Origin of the sequence: Dactylosporangium sp. NPDC048998 (assembly GCF_043197855.1) — a bacterium.
Taxonomy (GTDB): domain Bacteria; phylum Actinomycetota; class Actinomycetes; order Mycobacteriales; family Micromonosporaceae; genus Dactylosporangium.
Map to the genome: position 1 here is coordinate 256762 of NZ_JBICTV010000007.1, position 17780 is coordinate 274541.

Consider the following 17780-nt stretch of genomic DNA (forward strand, 5'->3'; position numbering starts at 1 on the left):
CCGGTCAGGCGGCGGCCGGGGCCGGGAGGGCGCGGCTGGGCAGGCGGAGTGCGAGCAGGGCGGCGGCCAGGGCGAGCCCGGTCAGCACCAGGCCGACCTCGTGGAACCCGGCGATGGGGCCGACCCGGGTCGCGCGGGCGGCGAGCAACGAACCCAGCACGCCCACGCCGATCGACCCGCCCAGGCGCTGGGCGATGTTGAACAGCGTGTTGCCGTCGGCCATCTGCGCGTCGGTCAGCGGCTGGAGCATGACCGACAGCAGCGGCGTGATGCCGAAGCCGATCGCGGCCGCGCGGCCGGAGAGGATCAGCGCGGTCACCCACAGCGGCGTCGACGACGTGATCAGCAGCAGGCCGGCGCTCGCGATCCCGAGCAGCACGAAGCCGGCGCACACGAGCATCCGCACGCCGTACCGCCCGGCGAGGCGCTGCCCCACCGCGGCGCCGACGCCCGTGATCAGGCCCTGCGGCAGCAGCGCGAGCCCGGTCGCGAACGCGGTGTGGTGCTGCACCGACTGCGTGAACACGGGCAGCAGGAACACCGCCGCGAACGCCACCACCGATGACGTCACGCCGAGCCCCAGCGCAAGCGCGGAGCGCCCGTGCCGCAAGAGCGTGAGGTCGACCGCAGGCTCTTGCACGCGCCAGGCCCAGAAGGTGTACCCCACGAGCAGCGCCCCGCCGCCGCACAGCGCGCCGAGTGCAACGGGTTGCGTCCAGCCGTCCACGGTGGCGCGGCTGGCACCGTACAGGGTGCCGACGAGCCCGGCGCTGAGCAGGGCGAGGCCGAACGGGTCCGGCCGGGCGTGCCCGTCCGCGTCCGGCGCGACCCCGGCCGGCAGGCGGCGCACCCCGAGCAGGGCCAGCACCCCGATCGGCAGGTTGACCAGGAAGATCCATCGCCACCCGCCGGCCGCGATGAGCAGCCCGCCGACCGAGGGCCCGATGGCCGGCGCGAGGAAGAACAGCAGGCCGGCCGCGAGCGGAATCCGCCGCGCCGCGCCCTGACGGCCGAGCAGGACGCTCATCGCGAGCGGTACCAATGGCGCCCCTGAAAGTCCTTGCAGCGCCCGCGCGGCGATGAGCAGCCCGATGCCCGGAGCCGCGGAACAGATGGCCGACGCCACCACGAACGCGGCCAGGGCGACGCCGTAGACCCGCATGGTGCCGAAGCGCCGGGCGAGGTACGAGGTGGTGGTGAGCCCGGCGGCGAGCGCCAGCAGGTATCCGCTGACCACCCACTGCGTGGTCGGCAGGCCGGCCCCGAGCTCCCGCGCGATGTCGGGGGCGGCGACGTTGACGATCGACGAGTCGACCATCGTGAGCAGCGGCCCCGCGAGCAGGCCGAGCTGCATGAGCCCGCCGAGTCGCGGCCCGTCGTGCACCGCGGCCGTCATCACCCGGTCCGCTCGTCGTCGCCGGCCAGCTCCGCGAGCCGGGCGATCCAGGCCAGCTCGCGCTCGACGCGGTCCGCGAGCTCGGCCACGACCAGGCCGCCCCAGCGGTGGTTGCGCGGGCTCGCCGCGGTCTGCTCGGCCAGGGCGCGCATGTGCCGCGCCTGCCCGTGCAGGGCCTCGGCGCGCGCCTGCAGGACGCGGCGCCGCTCGTCGGGCGTGAGCTGCTCGAACTGCCCGAGCCGGGTGAGGAACTCCGGCTCGTCGGCGGCCTGCTCCGGCGGCAGGTCGGCGAGCATGTCGTGCAGCAGCTCGCGGCCGACGGCGGTCAGCTCGTACACGTGCCGCGGGGGCTTGCCCTCCTGCTGCTCGGCGGTCTTGGTGACCGCGCCGGCCTCCTCGAAGCGGCGCAGGGCCGGATAGAGCGTGTTGTTGTGCAGCGCGTAGGCGGTGGTCGCGGACACCCGTCGCTTGAGCTCGTACCCGTGAACCGGCCCGCGCTGCAGGTGGCTGAGGATCACGATGTCCAGGTACATGCCGTCCAGCCTGACATAGGTACAACTGGACGAGCAACCCCGCACGGGTGCCAGCTCCGCCGGAAGATGGCCGTTGCCGGGTCGGATCAGGCGGTGTGGCGGGCGACCCGGGCGCGCAGGCGGTCACGGGTCGCCGGCCACTCGGCGGCGACGATCGAGAACATCGCAGAGTCGCGCAGGCGGCCCTCCTCGCCGGGGACCCAGGACTGCGACCAGTTGCGCAGGACGCCCTCGAACACGGCGCCGGTCGCGGCGATCGCCGCGCGGGAGCGCTCGTTGCGGGCGTCGGTCTTCAGGTCCACCCGGGCGACCTGCCATCCCTCGAAGGCGTGGGTGAACAGCAGCAGCTTCGCCTCGGCGTTGCGGCCCGTGCCCTGCGCGGCCGGGGCCAGCCACGTGAACCCCACCTCCACCGCGCACAGCCGCTCGGTGCCCGGCCAGCAGCGCGGCTCCCAGTAGGCGGTCGCCCCGACCGCGCGCCCCGTGGCGAGATCGATCTGCGCGTACGGCGACAGGCGCCCGGTCTCCTGCCGCCGGCGCATCTCGGCGAGATAGTCGGGGATCTCGTCGGGGCGGGGCACCCAGGTGAAGCCGTACGTCGCGCGGTCGCCGGACACGGCCTCGGTCAGGTCGGCGGCGTGGCCGGGCGAGAGCGGCTCCAGCCGCACCAGCTTGCCCTCCAGCACCGGACCCTCAAGACGCAACGTCACGCCAGCACCCTACAGCCGGTGCGCGACCCGTTCCGGGACGGACCGTGTAGGCGCTCCGGTGGCGGGTAGCCGCTCGGGCTGATGGCGCGAACCGGGAAAGAGTGAGGAGAACACACGATGAAGGCCATTCAGTTCGAGCAGTACGGTGAGCCCGCGACGGTCCTCGCGGTCGAGCAGCGGCCGGTTCCGGAACCGGGGCAGGGTGAAGCGAGGGTCCGCATCCTGGCCAGCCCCGTCAACCCGTCCGACCTGCTGTACGTGCGGGGCCACTACGCGGGCGTCGAGGCGCGCTTCCCGGCGCCCGTCGGGTTTGAGGGCGTCGGTGTCGTGGACGCGCTCGGGCCGCGGGCGCAGGGTCCCGTTCCCGGGCGCCGCGTCGTGGTCCTCAACGGCCCCGGGGGCAACTGGGCCGAGTACTCCGTGGTGCCCGCCCGCGACCTGATCCCGGTGCCGGACGACATTCCCGACGAGCAGGCGGCGTCCTTCATGATCAACCCGGCGTCCGCCGTCCTCATGGTGCGCCACGTGCTGGCGGTCCCGAGGGGCGAATGGCTGCTGCAGTCGGCGGCCAGTTCCGAGCTGGGCCGCATGATCATCAAATTGGCCAAGCGCGACGGCATCCGCACCGTCAACGTCGTGCGCCGCCACGAAGCGGTCGCCCAGTTGCGGCGCCTCGGTGCCGACGCCGTCATCGTGTCCACCGACGGGCCGATCGACGAGCAGGTGCGCGGCGTCGTCGGTCCGGAGGGGGTCAAGTACGCCATCGATCCGGTGATCGGAGAGACCGGAACCCAGATGTTCAAGGCACTGGGCGAGGAGGGCCGGATGCTGGTCTACGGCTCCCTGACGGGTGAGCCGATGCTCGTGGGTGACGATCCGGGCTACATTCTCTCGGGCCGCCGCGTCCTGGAGGTCTTCTGGCTCGGCTACTGGCTGCCCCGCCTCGACGAGAACGCGCGGCGCCGGCTGGTCGAGGACGTCGCCGACCTGCTGCGCGAGGGTGTTCTGGAGACCTCCCCCGGCCGGGAGTACTCCCTCGACGAGATCGCCGCCGCCGTCACCCAGGCCGAATCGCCCGGCCGGCAGGGAAAGGTGTTCCTCGTTCCGGCGTGACGAAGGCACTCGCCGGCTCGGTGACCGCCAGCGACACCGCGCAGTGCCAGCAGACCGTGACGGTGCAGCCGAACCGGACGTGCCGGCTCGACGCGTACGTGCAGGGCAGCTACGTGTACATCGGGGCGACCGGCACCGGGGTGGACGCGAGCACCCCCCGTCGACCTGCGTCGCCCGTTTCACCTACGGCCGGGCGGCGCAGGTCGACGCGTGCTCGGCCAACCACTGCATCGCCGGCGTCAACGCCTCCGCGTCCTCGTCGATGCCGCAACCGGAGCACCGCTTCGTGAGGTACCCGGTAAGGTTCATCTCGATCCAGGCCTGCGCTCCGCCGGCGGTCGTGAGGACGTCCGACACGATCTCCCGGTACTCCTCCATCCCGTTATCGTCCCGCCGGCCGCCGGCCGCCGGACCCCGTCACACCGGACGGCACAACCACCCGCACAATCGCCCGCGACGGGCGCCGCCCCGGGTCGACGGTGGCGCGACACCCATACCCTGAGGCCCGGGGGTGGACCGATGGAGCAGGCGCGCCGGCGACGGGTGGCACGACGCAAGGAAGTGTCGGCGCTGCAGTGGTCGCGCGCGGGCCGGCATCCGTGGGCGATCGACCTGGCGAACGAGGCGGTCGCGCTGCGGCGGCCGCTCGCCGAGCAGGAGCCGGCGGCGATGGCACGAGCGCTCGCCGTCCGTGCCGCGTGCCTGTACGTCAGGGGGCGCACGGCCGAGGCCGCCCGCGACGTCGACGAGTGCCTCGCCTACCGGGACCGCGCGAGCGGCGCGGCGAGCCTGGACGACCTCACGGCCGTCGCGTCGCTGCTCGATCGGGCGGGCCGCGCCGAGGAGGCGCTCGGCTTCGCGGAGCGGGTGCTGGCCGACGCGCGGACGCTGCCGCGCCCGCGGACGCTCGAGCCGATGCTGGTGTACGGCGGGCTGCTGCTGCGGCGCGGGCGCGCCGAGGAGGCCATCGCGCCGCTGCGCGAGGCGTACGCGGCGGCCTCCTCGTGGTCCCGCGGGCGGGTGCGGGCGAGCGCCATGCTCCTCGAGGCGCTCGCCCACGCCGGGCACCACGAGGAGCTCGAGGAGCAGGCGTACCGCGATCTGTCGATGCTCGCCGGCAACGCCTGGGGAAGCATCCGGGGGCGCGTGCTGTACATCCACCTGCTCGAACTGCTGGAACACCACCAGGTCGGCTCCGGCCGCCTCCCGCCCCTCGCGGCGACGATCGCCCGGCAGCGGCGCAAGCTGCTGCGCCAGCGGCGCCGGCGATGGCTTCTGGTGGCCGCCGTCGGGGTCCTGACCGGCCGCCCCCGCGAGGTGCCGGACCGGCCGCGGGCGACCGGGTCACCGGACACCGGCCGCTCCCGCGAGGTGCCGGAGCGGCCGCGGGCGACCGGGTCACCGGACATCGGCCCCGCGGCGTTCCGCGTGGCCCGGGCCGAGGCCGACATCGAGCGGTACCGCGAATCCGGCGACGCCCGCGCGCTGTCGAAGGCCTGGGGCGCGCTGGCCGAGGCGCGCTGGCAGGCCGGCGGGCAGCGCAGTGCCGCCCTGGAGGCGCAGCGCAACGGGCTGGCGGAGGCGCGCCGCTGGGCCGCGGAGGATCCGGACGGGGCCCGGCCGGCACTGGTGGTACACCTGCGGCGCTTCGCCGACTTCGCCGCCGTCATCGGCCTGCGCACCGACGCGCAGCTGGCCCGGGCGGAGGCCGAGGACCTGGACCGCGCCGGCCGGTAGGCCGCGTCTGGCCCGCGGCCCGTCCGGCGTCAGCGCACGATGACCAGGTTGGCCATGTCGGCCACCGGCCGGTAGCCGAGGGCGGCGTAGATCTTGTTCGAGGTCGGGTTGGCCTGGTCGGTGAACAGGCACACCCGCGCGCCATCGGCCCGGATCCGCCCGGAAACCGCGGCGACCGCGTTGCTGGCCCAGCCGCGGCCGCGCTGCGCCGGCGGCGTGTACACCGGCGCCACGCGCGCCACCCCGAACGACGGCGGGTTGGCGCCGATGAGGTGTACCGGCTCCCCGGTCTCGTCGACCCAGAACCACACCCATCCGGATCGCAGCCGGCGCAGCATCTCCGCGCGATCGGGCACCTCGTGCGCGCTGGAACCGCGCGGCCGGCCCGCCTGCTCGTCGGCGTCGCCCGCGAACGCGTCGAACCACTCCGTCGCCAGATTCAGGTCGTCCTCGGTCGCGACCCGCAGGCCGCCGGGCACCGGCGCCGGCGACGCCAGCTCACCGAGCTCGTGCAGCCGCGTGTGCCGGCTGACCCGCACCCGGCCCCCATCGAGCCGGGCCAGCTCGGCGGCGCACAACTCGACGGCGGGAAGGGCGCCGTTGAGCCCGAGCACCTCCTGCCCGCGCTCGTGCAGCGCGCAGGCCAGGGCGACCGCCGCCTCGTCGGGCATCGGCAGCAGGAACGGCGGATACGGTTCGAACGGCGCCGTGCGCATCCCGGCACCGACCACGGCGCCGGACCCGTCCCTGACCACCAGCCACCAGTTGCGCTCGGGCTGCGCGACCCCGTCGGCCCGCTGCGCCAGCAGCCGATGCGCGAAGGAGGTCACGATCGTGTTCACCACGGGGTCGGCGGCCAGGTAGTCACCGGCCGCCGCGAGGAACTCCCCCGGATCGGTGCAAAACTCCAGGCGCGGGCTCATCCGCGTAACCTAACCACCGCCCTGCCCCACCGGCACCCGAATTTCGCCCTTGCCATCCGTCTATGGTGTACCACGATGGCGCTGTATGACCGGCTCCGCGACGCCCTGCGGAATCCCGACCCCGCGGTCCGGCTCGAAGCGGCGCGCCGGGCCACCGACTCGGGCGACGACCGGCTGGTCGAAGCGCTGCTGCAGGTCGCGCTGCGCGACACCGCCGAGGTGCGGGTGGAGGGCGGGTTCGGCGAGACGTACGAGCACGTCGGCGACGCGGCCGCGGTCGCGCTCGGCGAGATCCTCGGTCGGCGCAACGGGATCGACGCGCGGGTCGCGTCGGAGGTCACCGACCTCGGGCACGACGACGACCGGGTGGCGACGCTGCTGTACTACCTGGGCCAGCGGTACGAGCCGCTGCGCCAGCGCCTCGAGGCGCACCCCGAGCCGCGGGTCCGGCTGCGGGCCGCCCGGGCCGTGCTGTCCATCCATCGGACGGCGGCGTTCGCGGCCCGGCTGCTCGCCGACCCGTCGCCGCTGCTGCGCCTGGAGGGGCTGCAGGCGCCGGCGAGCGTGCGCGACGACCAGGACTGCCTGCGACTCATGCTCGGCGACCCGGCCCCGGAAGTGCGCGCGGAGGCGGCGCTGCTGCTGCGGTTCACGGCCACCGGCGTGGAGCCGTTCGCGATGGCGGCCCGCCACGAGCGCGACGGCGGGGTGCGCGCGGCGCTGCTGGCCTGTCTGGCGCACCGCCGCCGCGACCCGGCCGCGGTGCGCGCGATCGTGGGCATGCTCGGCGACCCCGAGACGGCGGTACGGCGGGCGGCGGCCGAGGCGCTGCGCGACGCCACGGACCCGCGGACCACGCCGATCGTGGGGCCGGCGATCGGGCTGCGGGTGCTGGCCGAGCCCGACGAGGACGTCCTGGCCGCGCTGCTGCACTATCGGCCGCTGCTGAGCGAGGCGCCGGAGCTGCGGCCGCTGATCGAGCGCCTGCACCGCCACGCCAACCTCGACGGCGACCGGCGCGCGCTCGCCGCCCTGCTCGTCACTCCCCCGAAGGCCGTGCCCGCCGCCGCACCGGGTCGCGACGTGTCGCAGAGCGACGAGATGGCGGCGTACGAGGCCGCCATGAACGACCCGGCGCACGCGGCCGCCGATCCGGTCCGCGGGCCGACGACCGCAGCGCGCCGGGCGATGCTGCTCACGAGGGCCGCCAACGCGCTCACCGCCCGGGTCCTCGCCGCCGGGGCCGAGCCGCCGCCCGCCGCCCCGATCCTGCGGCTGCTGCTGCCCGGCGAGAACCCGGTCGAGGCGCTGCGCGAGGTGCTGCCGGTCGAGGAGTGCCGCCGGGCCCGCAACGTGACGTGGCTGCGGCTGCTCATGCGGCCGGCGGACGAGGCGTGGTACCTCGAGACGCTGCGCGCCGCCGGCCCGCGGGAGCCGGCCCCGGACGACGACTGGCACCTCGAGCTCGCCGCCGCCGCGGCGGAGGGCCGGCGCACCACCGGCTGGCGGTAGGCCGGCGGCGCAGGCAGGCCCGCCTCACCGATCCATGGACAGCTCCAGCGCCGCCTCGCGGACCTCGGCCGCCGGGTGGTCGCGCAGCGCCTCGACGAGCGCCCGCCACGGCGCCGGCCAGCGCAGCCGCGCGCCCTGCTCCGCGTAGGCCAGCGCGAGCAGCCCGTCGGCGACGCCGGGCCGGGCGGCCAGCTCCGCGGCGATCGGGCGCAGCAGTTCCGGCTCGTACTCCGCGAGCCGCCGCGGCAGTCCGCGGGCGATCCGGGCGGCGAGGATCGGCCGGTCGGCGACGAGGTCGCGCAGGCGGCCGACGCCGGTGACGTCCGCCGGGTCGGTCGCGGCGGCGAGCAGCCGGGCGGCCTGCGGCACGAAGCCGTCCACGGTGGACAGTGCCGCGGCGGCGACACCGAGGGTGTCGCGGACCGGTGCCGTGAGCGACGGCCGGCCGGTCAGCCGGTCCACGATCGTCCCGACCCGGCGGCGGGCCGGGAGGTCCAGGTCGCCGGGCAGATCACCGGACTGGGCGCCGTCCAGGGCCGCGAGCGCCCCGAGGGCCTCGGCGAGCAGGCCGTCGTCGTGCCCCGCGGCGACGACCGCGACCAGCGCGTCGGCGACCGCCGGCCACACCGTGCGGTCCCGCAGGTCGCACAGGCGCGCGAGCACCTGGCCGGCGGCGCCGGGCAGCCAGCGCGCCCAGCCCGGGAACGCCCGCCAGGCCGCGACGGCCACCTCCCGGTCCGTGGACGCGCACACCGCCGACACCAGCTCGGCGTACCCGGCGCGCAGGTCCGGGCGGACGAGGTCCGGCGGTGCGGCGAGCAGCGGCAGCACGGCCTCCCGCGTGCCGCCGGCCGCCGCGGCGCGCAGGATCGGCCACATCGCCGGCCGGTCGGTGTGCTGCCGGGCCGCGGCGACGACGGCGGCCCGCACGTCCCGGTGCAGGTCCTCGTCCTGCCACAGCGCCCACAGGGTGTCCTCGGCGCCGGGCACCGCCAGGTTGGCCAGCAGCCGCACCATCTCCTTGCGGCTGGTCACCTTGCCTTGCCGCGGGTCGAGCCGGTCCCGCAGCGTCGACGGCCGCACGAACCGGGCCGCCCGGGTCGCCGCGGAAGCCGCGACGCGGGCCCGGTCACCGTCCACGTGGGACAGCAGGATCGGCAGCGCGTCGAGGGGCCGGTCGGTCCACGCCAGCGCGGCCAGCGCCGACTCGGCGATGTTCACGTCGTCGGCGCCGGCCCAGTGCCGCACGAGCGGCCAGCCGTCCTGCGGCACCCGCGCCGCCCACCGCAGCGCCGTCGCCCGCTCCTGCCAGGCGTGCCCGGTGTCGGCGGCGAGCACCGCCATCCGGTTGACGTAGGCGCGCCGGTGCCGCGCCTCCCAGTGCCGCGCGTGCACCGGCGGCCCCGGCGTCCAGCTGACTCCGCCGGGCACGAACCGGCCGACCGGCGACGGCCCCCGCAGCAGGCCGTCGAGCAGATCCCGGCGGCGGACGCAGACGGTCCGCCACACCACAGACAGCGCGATCGCCGACGGGTCCTCGCGCAGCACCGCCTCGACCCGCTCGGCCCGCGTGCGGCGGTCGGCCAGCCACAGCTCGATCGCGGTCAGGGCAACCCAGGGCAGGGTGTCGCGGCGGGTCGCACGCTCCAGCATCGCCTGCAGCCCCGGCAGGTTGTCGGCGCGGCGGCCGAGTGCCCTGGTCACCGCGAACAGCGGCGCGTACTTCGCCCGGTCGGCGGAGTCCTCGAGCCAGCCGCGGACCGCGTCGAAGACCTGCGCCTCCTGGCCCCGCCGCAGCCAGGGTGCGAGCCGGCCGAGGTCCGGGACCCGGTCGTCGCCGAGGACCCGCCGGAAGGTGCGCTGGGCCCAGTCGAGCAGCGGCGGCGAGTCGAAGCGTTCCCGCAGTACCGTCGCCGCCAGCGTGGTCAGGTGGGCCAGCGTCGTGCTGGAGCTGTCCCGGGCCTCCACGGCGTCGGTGACCAGGCGGTCCAGCGGCCCGGCCAGGTCGTCGCCGAGCAGCCGGGCCGGCACCAGCGGCAGCGCGGCGAACGCGGCACCGCGCACCGGGTCCCGCTCGTTGCGCAGCCGCAGGAGGTGCTCGACGGCCGCGCGGACCGCAGCCGGGTCGCCGCCGCGGGCGGCGCACCGCACGAGCTCCTGCCAGGCGCGGGCCCGGTCGTCGGCGTCGGCGGCGCGGGTCGCGGCCAGCAGCACCGGCTCCGCCTCGGCCCACGGCAGGTAGGCGGTGTAGTGCAGCGTGAGCCGCTCGTCCTGGCGTACCTCCTGCAGCGCCAGCACCCGCCGCGCCTCGGCGATGCGCGGGGCGACCGGCAGCACGTCGAGGATCGCGTCGTTCGTCCGCTCGCGCGAGCGGTCCACGCCGGACGTGGCGAGGGCGAACCACTCGCCGCGGTGCCGCGGCGCCGCGCCGTCCAGGAACCGGGCCAGCTCGGTGACGTTGCGGTTCAGCCGGCGGGCCAGGTCGCCCAGGCCCGGCAGGCCGGGCGGCGTCGCGCGGGTCAGCCGGTCCAGCAGCGCGGCGGGCAGGCGCGTGCCGGCCACCCAGCCCGCCCGGCGGGGCGCGGTCAGTAGCGCCACCACGCGCGCCGGATCCGTCTCGGCGAGCACCCCGTAGGCGCTCAGCGGGTGCGGCAGGCGGTCGTCGGGGGCGAAGCGTTCCAGCAGGTCGAGGGTCTGCTCGGGCCGGTACCGCGCGGCGGCCAGCACGGCGGCGCCGCCGCGGCTCCACCACCGGGCGCGCTCCTCGCCGGACAGTTCCGCCAGTTCCCGCGCCGCCAGGTCCAGCACGAGGCCGGGATGGCGGCGGGCGATCGCGGTCAGGCCGCCGAGCGCGTAGCCGAGGTCCGGCAGCAGGCGGGCCACGGTGGCCGCGCCGCAGGCGGGCAGCAGGGTCGCGGCCTCGTCGTCGCCGTACCGCGCCCGGACCTCGTCGACGAACGCGTCGGCGAGGTCGGTGCGCCAGCGGCGGCGGATCGCGTGGTACAGCTTCAGCCTGGTGTCCTTGGGCGCGTCGCCGAGCAGCGCCCGCAGCGGTTCGGGCCCGCCCCGCAGCGGCCCGACCCACGCCCATACCGCCAGCCCGTCGCCCTCGGCGATCCCGGCAAGCACTTCCTCGCGATCGAACGGCCCCTTGTGCACGGTCCGTATCTTGACGGACCGGCGCCACCGGCGGCAGCCGATATCAGTCGCCGAGGCGCGCGTACAGCTTGCGCAGGTGGGCGTCGACCTGGGCGCGGTCGTACCCGCGCACGGCGACGACCAGGTCGGGGTGCTCCAGGGCGGCCCGGGCCTCCGCGCGCCGGGCCGGGTCGCCGGACAGCAGGGCGTCGGCGGCGCGGCGCAGCAGGTTGTCGACGCGGCCGGGCTCGTAGCCGCGCAGCACGACGGAGAAGTCGGGGCGGTCGCCGCGGCGGGCGATGCGGTTGTCGAAGCGGCTCCCGGCGTACCGCTGCAGGGCCTCGACGATCTCGTCCTGGCTCTGGCGGACGTCGTGGAGCTTGAGCACGACCCGGTCGCCGGGCTGCAGAACCAGGTGCGGTCCCGAGGTGGCCGGCGGGGTCGGCTCGTCCAGCACGACCCGCTCGACGGCCGCCCACTCGACGAGGCCGTCGCGGGTCGTCACGCCGTCGGCGGAGATCGCGAACCGGAAGGGTCGCAGCTCGTCGCGCACGAGCACGGCGCCCAGGCCCACGGCCAGGGCGCCGCACACGGCGTAGAACACGGTGGACCCGACGTTGGCCGCGCCCCACGCACAGATCAGGGCGACCAGGCCGAAGGCGACGACGAGGAGGGCGAGCCCGAGGGACCGCCGCCGGCGCTGCAGCTCCATGCGTCGAAACCTTAGCCGGTACGGCTACTCGGTGCGCAGCGCCCGGGCGGTGCTGGTGCGGGCCGCCCAGCCGGCCGGCAGCAGCGCGCCGGCGAGGGCGATCACCAGGCCGCCGAGGGCGAGCGGGACGAGCAGCGGCACGTCGTACACCCGCAGGATGTGCGCCGGGAACCGCGTCCCGGCCGCGTGGCCCATCTGCGGCAGGACCCAGTCGTGCAGGACGATCCCGGCCGGCACCCCGACCAGGCCGGCCAGCAGGCCGATGCCCGCGACGGAGGTGAGCACCATCGCGACGGTCTGCCGCGGTGCCATGCCCAGCGCCTTGAACACGCCGAGCTCGTGGACGCGTTCGCGGGTGTCGAGCACGACGGTGTTGAGCACGCCGAGGCCGGCCACCGCGACGAGCAGCAGCGTGAGGGTGCCGGCCAGGGTGTCCATCGCCACCACGGTGCTGCTGATCTCGCCGATGTTGACCTCCGCGTGGCCGCCCTTGCCCTCGATGGTCGCGTTGAGAGCGGCGGTGTAGGCCTTGACGTCGGTGCCGCCGGCGAGGTCGACGTGGTACTCGCCGCCGCCGCTGGTGTCCCTGAAGTTCAGGCCCGCCACGGAGCGCAGGTCGGTGATGACCCGCCGCCCGTCGGAGCTGAGGTCGAGGACCTCGCCGACGATCCGGACGGTCACCGTGCGCCCCTCGCTGCCCAGCGTGAGCGTGTCGCCGATCTTCACGCCGGCCGCGTCGAGGAAGGCGCTGGGCACGACCGCCTCGCCCGGCCCGTTGAACCAGCGACCGGAGATGATCTCGTAGGTGCCCCAGGAGGCGTCTCCGTCGAACGTGACGAGGTCCATGGTGCCGGTGATGCCGGCGACGGTGACCTCGCCGAAGCCGCTGCGGAAGTACCGTGCGGTGCCGGGCTGGGCCTTGATCGCCGCCTCGACCGCGGCCGGGTCCGGCGTCGGCGGGTCCGGCGCGCCCGGCCGGCTGATGTGCACCCCCTGCCCGCCTTCGAGGAAGACCATGACGTCGCCGGCATGGCGGCGGTTGAGCGCCGTCTGCACGCCGCCGACCGACAGGGCCAGGCCCACGCCGAACGTGACGCCGAGCGCGCCGAGTGCCACCGCGGCCGCGATCGTCGCCGAGCGGCCGGGCCGGGTGAACGGGCTGGCCAGGCCGAGGCTCATCGGGCGAGGCAGCGGCAGCCGGCCGAGCAGGTGCCGGGCGGCGCGACCCCGCGACCCACCATGCCCCGCGGACGGCGTGCGGCCGACGGCGAGCGCGTCGACGGTGCGCAGCCGGCCGGCCCGCAGCGCGGGGACGAACGCGGTGGCCACGACGGCGGCGAGCGCGGCGAGGGGCACAACGACCGACACCCACCAGTCGAGGGTGGCGGTGCCGGTACCGAACGCGTCGCCCTCCTCCCGCAGGACCGGGATCGCGGCCAGGTTGCCCAGCGGGATGCCGATCAGGGCGCCGATCGTGGCCGGGACGAGGGCCTGCCCGACGTAGGCGCGGGCAACCTGCGCCGGGGTGTACCCGAGCGCCTTGAGGATGCCGATGCGCCGGGTGGCGGAGCTGACCGCGCCGCTGACCACGATGCCGATGATGAGCACCGACATGGCCAGGCCGAGCACGCCGAAGGCGACGACGAACGGCGCGAACGTGGCCGCCACCCGCTCGGCGTCGTGCTTGACCAGCAGGTAGGACGCCGTTCCCAGCAGGGCGCCCGGCGGTACCGCCCCCTCGATGACGGCCCGGTCGGCGTTGACGTCGGCGTCGGTGGCGGCGTTGGTGAAGCGGTACAGCATCTGGAAGCCGCCACCACCCGGCCCGGTGAGCGCCGCGACGGTGGCCGGGGACGCCCAGAGCTGGCCGGTCCGGCCGACGGAGCGGGCCAGGCCGACGAGCTTCACCTTCGGCGCGCCCGGCGCGCCCGGGAAGGTGAACTCGTCGCCGATCTCGAACGGGGACTCGCCGGCGGCCCAGACCATCTCGCCCGGCCCGGTGGCCCACCGCCCGGCGGTCAGGTCGAGCCGGTCGACGTCGCTGCCCGGGTCGGGCCGCCCGACGATCGTCATCGACGGCAGGTCGAGGCCGGCCGGCGGGCCGTCCGGGTGGGCGGTGGCGGTGCGCGGCCGCAGGTCGACGGTGGGGAACGGCCCGGCGGCAGCGGTCACCCCGGCGGCGTGCGCGGTGGCGGCCAACTGCTCGGCGGTCACCTTCCCGGCGTCGAACTGCGCGGCCAGGTGCGCGCCGTGCTGGCGGGAGAACGCCCGCGCGAACGGCGCCGAGGAGGCGACGAGCAGCCCGACGGCGAGCACCGAGGCGGTCACCGCGAGCAGGGTGGTCAGGGTCATCACGACGGTCTGCACCCGCCGCCGCCCGACGCCGGAGCGCACCACTCGGCCAAGACCGCCCCCGCTCACGCGGACACCTCGCTCGGCGCGAGGCGGCCGTCGACGAGGGAGATGGTGCGGGTCGCGCACGCCTCGGCCAGGGCCAGGTCGTGGGTCACCAGCAGCAGCGTCTGGCCGTCGCGGTTGAGCTCGGTGAGCAGGTGGCGCACCTCCTGCCCGGACGCGGTGTCCAGCGCGCCGGTGGGCTCGTCGGCCAGCAGCAGCGGCGGCCGGTTCATCAGCGCCCGGGCGACCGCGACCCGCTGCCGTTCGCCGCCGGAGAGCCGGCCGGGGAACGCCTTGCCGTGGCGCGCGACCCCGAGATACGACAGCAGCTCGTCGGCCCGCCTCAGGGCCTTCTGCCGCGGTACCCCGGACAGCTGCGCCGGCAGCAGCACGTTGTCGAGCACCGTGAGGTCGTCGAGCAGGTTGAAGAACTGGAAGACCATGCCGATCCGGCCACGCCGGTACTGTGCGGAGGCGGCCTCGCCCAGCCGGTCCACCCGCACCCCGTCGACGGTCACGGTGCCGCTGGTCGGGCGGTCCAGCCCGGCGACGAGGTTGAGCAGCGTCGACTTGCCGCTGCCGGACGGCCCGAGGACGGCCAGCGCCTCCCCGGCGCGCACCCGCAGGGTGAGCCCGTCCAGCGCCGCGGTCCCGCCGTCGTACCGCTTGGTCACGTCGTCGAATTCGATCAGGGTGCCTGATTCGGTCAGTCTGTCTGCTTCGGTCATGGTTGCGGACGTTAGGCGCGCGGCAGGGTGCCACACGTCGGCCGCGGTGGCGGTTTCGTGTCGCCCGCGGTGCGGATGCCCGGCGGCGTCATCATTGCGATGTACGCACCGGTCGGGACGCGCCGCCGCGGGCCCGTCGTCCAGACTGGGCGGGTGAGGGTTCGGGAGTCGATCGCGCGTGGCTGGCGGGCCGCGGTGGCCTGGCTGCGGGTGGAGACGCCGAGCCAGCCCCGGCTGACGGCGTGGGCGTTGGCGGCGGACATCATCCTGGCGCTGCTGCTGACGGCGGGCGCGGTCAACGGCGCGACGCGGCCGCACTACCCGGGCGACGACGTGCCGCTGCACATCCAGATCAGCGTGCCGCGCCCGGGCCCGCCGGACCCGCCGGGCCCCGGGGTGACGATCCCGCGCGACGCGCTCAATCCGTTCGACCCGCTGGGCCCGTACGGATCCCAGCGGCTCCAGCGCCACGGCTTCGACCCGGGCCCGAGCGGCGAGCTGCTCGTCGTCGCCGCGTCCACCGCGCTGCCGCTGGCCACCCGCCGCCGGTACCCGCTGGCGTCGTTCCTGGTCATCGCGGTGTGCGCGTTTCGGATCTACCGCCTCGACGCCGACCCGACCTGGACCGTGGTCGCCTCCGTCGTCGCCGCCTACAGCGCGCCGATGTACAGCCGGTACCGCAACCTGGCCCTCGCCAGCGTCGTCCTCGCCGCCGCGCTCGTGATCGGCTTCAACCGCGACAACCTGCCCGGCCTGCCGTCCGGCCTGGTGACGTTCCTGCTGCTATCGTCGGTCGGCCTGGCCGCCAACGCGATCCACACCTGGCGGCAGCGGGCCCGCACCCTGGAGCGCGAGCAGGAGGCCGCGACCCGCCTGGCGGTGGACCGCGAGCGGGCCCGGCTGGCCCGCGAGCTGCACGACGTGGTCACACACAATGTGAGCGTGATGGTCGTGCAGGCCGGCGCGGCCCGCAAGGTGATGGACGCCTCGCCGGACATGGCGAAGGAGGCCCTGCTCGCGGTGGAGGCCGGCGGCCGCGCCGCGATGACCGAGCTGCGGCAGGCGATCGGCCTGCTCACGGTCGACACCGACGGCGCCGACCTGGCGCCGCAGCCGGGCCTCGGCCAGCTGCCGGACCTCGCCGCACGGGTGCGCGAGACCGGCGTGCCCGTCGAGCTGACGGTGACGGCCGGCGAGGTGCCGCCGGGCGTGGGCCTGGCCGCCTACCGGGTGGTGCAGGAGGCGCTGACCAACGCGGTGAAGCACGCCGCCGGGTCGGGCGTGCGGATCACCGTGTCGGCCGCCGGCGCCGTGCTCCGGATCGAGGTCGTCGACGACGGCGGCGCCTCGGCGGGCGGGCACGGCAGCGGGCGGGGGTTGATCGGGCTGCGGGAGCGGCTCGCGGTGTACGGCGGAACGCTCACCGCCGGCCCGCGCCCGACCGGAGGCTTCCGCGTGGTGGCGCAGATCCCGTTGGCAGCGGCGGGGCCTTCCACGATCGTGGAGTGAACGTGCCGCTCCTTGTCCCCAGGGAGGACGCTTGACCGCGCTGTTGCGGGTCGTGATCGCCGATGACCAGGCGCTGGTGCGCACCGGGTTCCGGATGATCCTCACCGCCGACGGGATCGAGGTCGTCGCCGAGGCCGCCAATGGCGTCGAGGCCGTCGAGGCGGTGCGGCGCACGCTGCCCGACGTCGTGCTCATGGACGTACGCATGCCGGAGATGGACGGCCTCGAGGCGACCCGCCGCATCCTGACCGGCCCCGCCGACGCCGCCTGCGCCGCGCCGCGGGTCGTCATCCTCACGACGTTCGACCTGGACCGGTACGTGTACGCGGCGCTGTCGGCCGGTGCCAGCGGCTTCCTGCTCAAGGACGTCAGCCCCGAGCAGCTCGTGGCGGCCGTGCGGCTGGTGCGGGCCGGCGACGCGCTGCTAGCACCGGCGATCACGCGGCGGCTCATCGAGCGGTACGCCTCCCGGGACGCGCGGACCGCCACGCTGCACCGGGACCTCTCGACGCTGACACCGCGGGAGGTGGAGGTGCTGGCGCTGCTCGCGCGCGGCCTGAGCAACGCCGAGCTGGCCGAGAGCCTGCATCTCAGCGACGCGACGGTAAAGACCCACGTGGCGCGGATCCTGTCCAAGCTGCGGCTGCGCGACCGGGCGCAGGCGATCGTCGTGGCCTACGAGACCGGCCTGGTCACGCCGGGCGCAGCGGGGCCGGCGCCGCCGGCAGCCGGCTGAGCGCGATCCCGAACTCGGCGCGGTCTGCCGGCGAACCAGTCCGGCGGTGTCCGGCGCGCGCCGCCGGACGCCCAGGCCGGCGGCTTCCGGACACGGGTGGACAGATGCCGGACAGCAGCACGCTGGCCCTCGGGGCGGCGCGTCCGCTGTGCTGGCGAATGCCCGCTCAACCGTGAGAGAGGATTCGCATGTCCCTTCGACGATGGCACCGCGTCGTCGCCGCGACGCTGGCCGCGGTCGGCGCCGTCCTGACGCTGACGGCCGCGCCGGCGCAGGCGGCGACGGTCTACGGCACCGCCAAGGCACCCAACGGCCTGACCATGCGCAACGGTCCGGGCACCGGGTTCGGTTGGGTCGGCAGCATGGCGTACAACTCGAAGCTCCCCGTGCTGTGCTACGCGATCGGCGAGAGCGTCAACGGCAACTCGTACTGGGATGTCGTCGACAACGGCAGCCAGCACCCGCCTTACGTCTCCGACTACTGGCTCGACACCGGCGGCGACGTCACGACGCGCGGGATCCCGAGCTGCCGGACCTTCATGTACGACGAGACCCCCGGCATGGCCAAGCAGCCGGGCGGCCTGCCCGTCTACGACAGCCCCGGCGCCGGTCCCCAGGGCATCTCCCTGACATAAA

Annotated in this window: 15 protein-coding genes; 6 read left to right on the plus strand and 9 right to left on the minus strand. The window is 75.7% G+C overall.

Annotated features, from left to right (window positions below; genetic code table 11):
- Positions 1-4: 4 nt before the first annotated feature.
- The 3 genes from ACGFI8_RS19990 to ACGFI8_RS20000 form a co-directional block, all read right to left on the minus strand.
- Positions 5-1396, minus strand: a complete 1392-nt coding sequence (locus ACGFI8_RS19990) for a DHA2 family efflux MFS transporter permease subunit (RefSeq protein ID WP_392806797.1) — start codon at positions 1394-1396, stop codon at positions 5-7.
- Positions 1396-1929, minus strand: coding sequence for a PadR family transcriptional regulator (locus tag ACGFI8_RS19995; RefSeq protein ID WP_392806798.1), 534 nt, complete (start codon positions 1927-1929; stop codon positions 1396-1398). Before ACGFI8_RS19995 ends, ACGFI8_RS19990 begins: the two co-directional genes overlap by 1 nt.
- An 86-nt stretch (positions 1930-2015) precedes the next feature.
- Positions 2016-2639 carry a GNAT family N-acetyltransferase gene (locus ACGFI8_RS20000; RefSeq protein ID WP_392806800.1) on the minus strand — a complete coding sequence of 208 codons (624 nt, stop codon included), beginning with the start codon at positions 2637-2639 and terminating at the stop codon, positions 2016-2018.
- Positions 2640-2756: 117 nt separating this feature from the next.
- Between ACGFI8_RS20000 and ACGFI8_RS20005 the strand changes: the two genes are divergently transcribed.
- Positions 2757-3752 carry a zinc-dependent alcohol dehydrogenase family protein gene (locus tag ACGFI8_RS20005; protein WP_392806801.1) on the plus strand — a complete coding sequence of 332 codons (996 nt, stop codon included), beginning with the start codon at positions 2757-2759 and terminating at the stop codon, positions 3750-3752.
- Positions 3753-3935: 183 nt separating this feature from the next.
- Here the strand turns inward: ACGFI8_RS20005 and ACGFI8_RS20010 are convergent, their stop codons facing one another.
- The gene (locus ACGFI8_RS20010; protein ID WP_392806802.1) at positions 3936-4130 is read right to left on the minus strand and encodes a hypothetical protein; all 195 of its coding nucleotides are present in this window, start codon (positions 4128-4130) and stop codon (positions 3936-3938) included.
- Between the two features lie 141 nt (positions 4131-4271).
- On the opposite strand from ACGFI8_RS20010, the gene ACGFI8_RS20015 reads away from it, so the two are divergent.
- The gene (locus ACGFI8_RS20015) at positions 4272-5489 is read left to right on the plus strand and encodes a hypothetical protein (protein ID WP_392806804.1); all 1218 of its coding nucleotides are present in this window, start codon (positions 4272-4274) and stop codon (positions 5487-5489) included.
- A gap of 29 nt (positions 5490-5518) precedes the next feature.
- Here the strand turns inward: ACGFI8_RS20015 and ACGFI8_RS20020 are convergent, their stop codons facing one another.
- A complete protein-coding gene (locus ACGFI8_RS20020; protein WP_392806806.1) occupies positions 5519-6412 on the minus strand; it encodes a GNAT family N-acetyltransferase in 894 nt (297 codons plus the stop codon).
- 75 nt (positions 6413-6487) lie between these two features.
- On the opposite strand from ACGFI8_RS20020, the gene ACGFI8_RS20025 reads away from it, so the two are divergent.
- Positions 6488-7924 (plus strand): HEAT repeat domain-containing protein, encoded by a 1437-nt coding sequence (locus tag ACGFI8_RS20025; protein ID WP_392806808.1) that lies wholly within the window; start codon positions 6488-6490, stop codon positions 7922-7924.
- Positions 7925-7948: 24 nt separating this feature from the next.
- Here the strand turns inward: ACGFI8_RS20025 and ACGFI8_RS20030 are convergent, their stop codons facing one another.
- Genes ACGFI8_RS20030 through ACGFI8_RS20045 form a run of 4 tightly spaced genes read right to left on the minus strand, consistent with a single transcriptional unit; the run spans position 7949 to position 14899 of the window.
- On the minus strand, positions 7949-11083 hold the full coding sequence (locus tag ACGFI8_RS20030) for a hypothetical protein (RefSeq protein ID WP_392806809.1): 3135 nt from the start codon (positions 11081-11083) through the stop codon (positions 7949-7951).
- 43 nt (positions 11084-11126) lie between these two features.
- Positions 11127-11774, minus strand: coding sequence for a hypothetical protein (locus tag ACGFI8_RS20035; RefSeq protein ID WP_392806811.1), 648 nt, complete (start codon positions 11772-11774; stop codon positions 11127-11129).
- Positions 11775-11798: 24 nt separating this feature from the next.
- Positions 11799-14195, minus strand: coding sequence for an FtsX-like permease family protein (locus ACGFI8_RS20040; protein ID WP_392806813.1), 2397 nt, complete (start codon positions 14193-14195; stop codon positions 11799-11801).
- Positions 14192-14899, minus strand: coding sequence for an ABC transporter ATP-binding protein (locus ACGFI8_RS20045; protein ID WP_392806814.1), 708 nt, complete (start codon positions 14897-14899; stop codon positions 14192-14194). The genes ACGFI8_RS20040 and ACGFI8_RS20045 overlap by 4 nt, the downstream gene beginning before the upstream one ends.
- Positions 14900-15052: 153 nt before the next feature.
- Here ACGFI8_RS20045 and ACGFI8_RS20050 point away from each other — a divergent pair, with 153 nt between their 5' ends.
- The 3 genes from ACGFI8_RS20050 to ACGFI8_RS20060 all read left to right on the plus strand — a co-directional run bounded on the left by ACGFI8_RS20050 (position 15053) and on the right by ACGFI8_RS20060 (position 17779).
- Complete coding sequence (locus tag ACGFI8_RS20050; RefSeq protein WP_392806815.1) at positions 15053-16408, plus strand: sensor histidine kinase; 1356 nt, start codon at positions 15053-15055, stop codon at positions 16406-16408.
- 31 nt (positions 16409-16439) lie between these two features.
- Positions 16440-17144: a response regulator gene (locus ACGFI8_RS20055; RefSeq protein ID WP_392806817.1), complete on the plus strand. Its 705-nt coding sequence runs from the start codon at positions 16440-16442 to the stop codon at positions 17142-17144.
- A 188-nt stretch (positions 17145-17332) separates the two neighbouring features.
- Positions 17333-17779 (plus strand): hypothetical protein, encoded by a 447-nt coding sequence (locus tag ACGFI8_RS20060; RefSeq protein ID WP_392806819.1) that lies wholly within the window; start codon positions 17333-17335, stop codon positions 17777-17779.
- Position 17780: the final 1 nt, after the last annotated feature.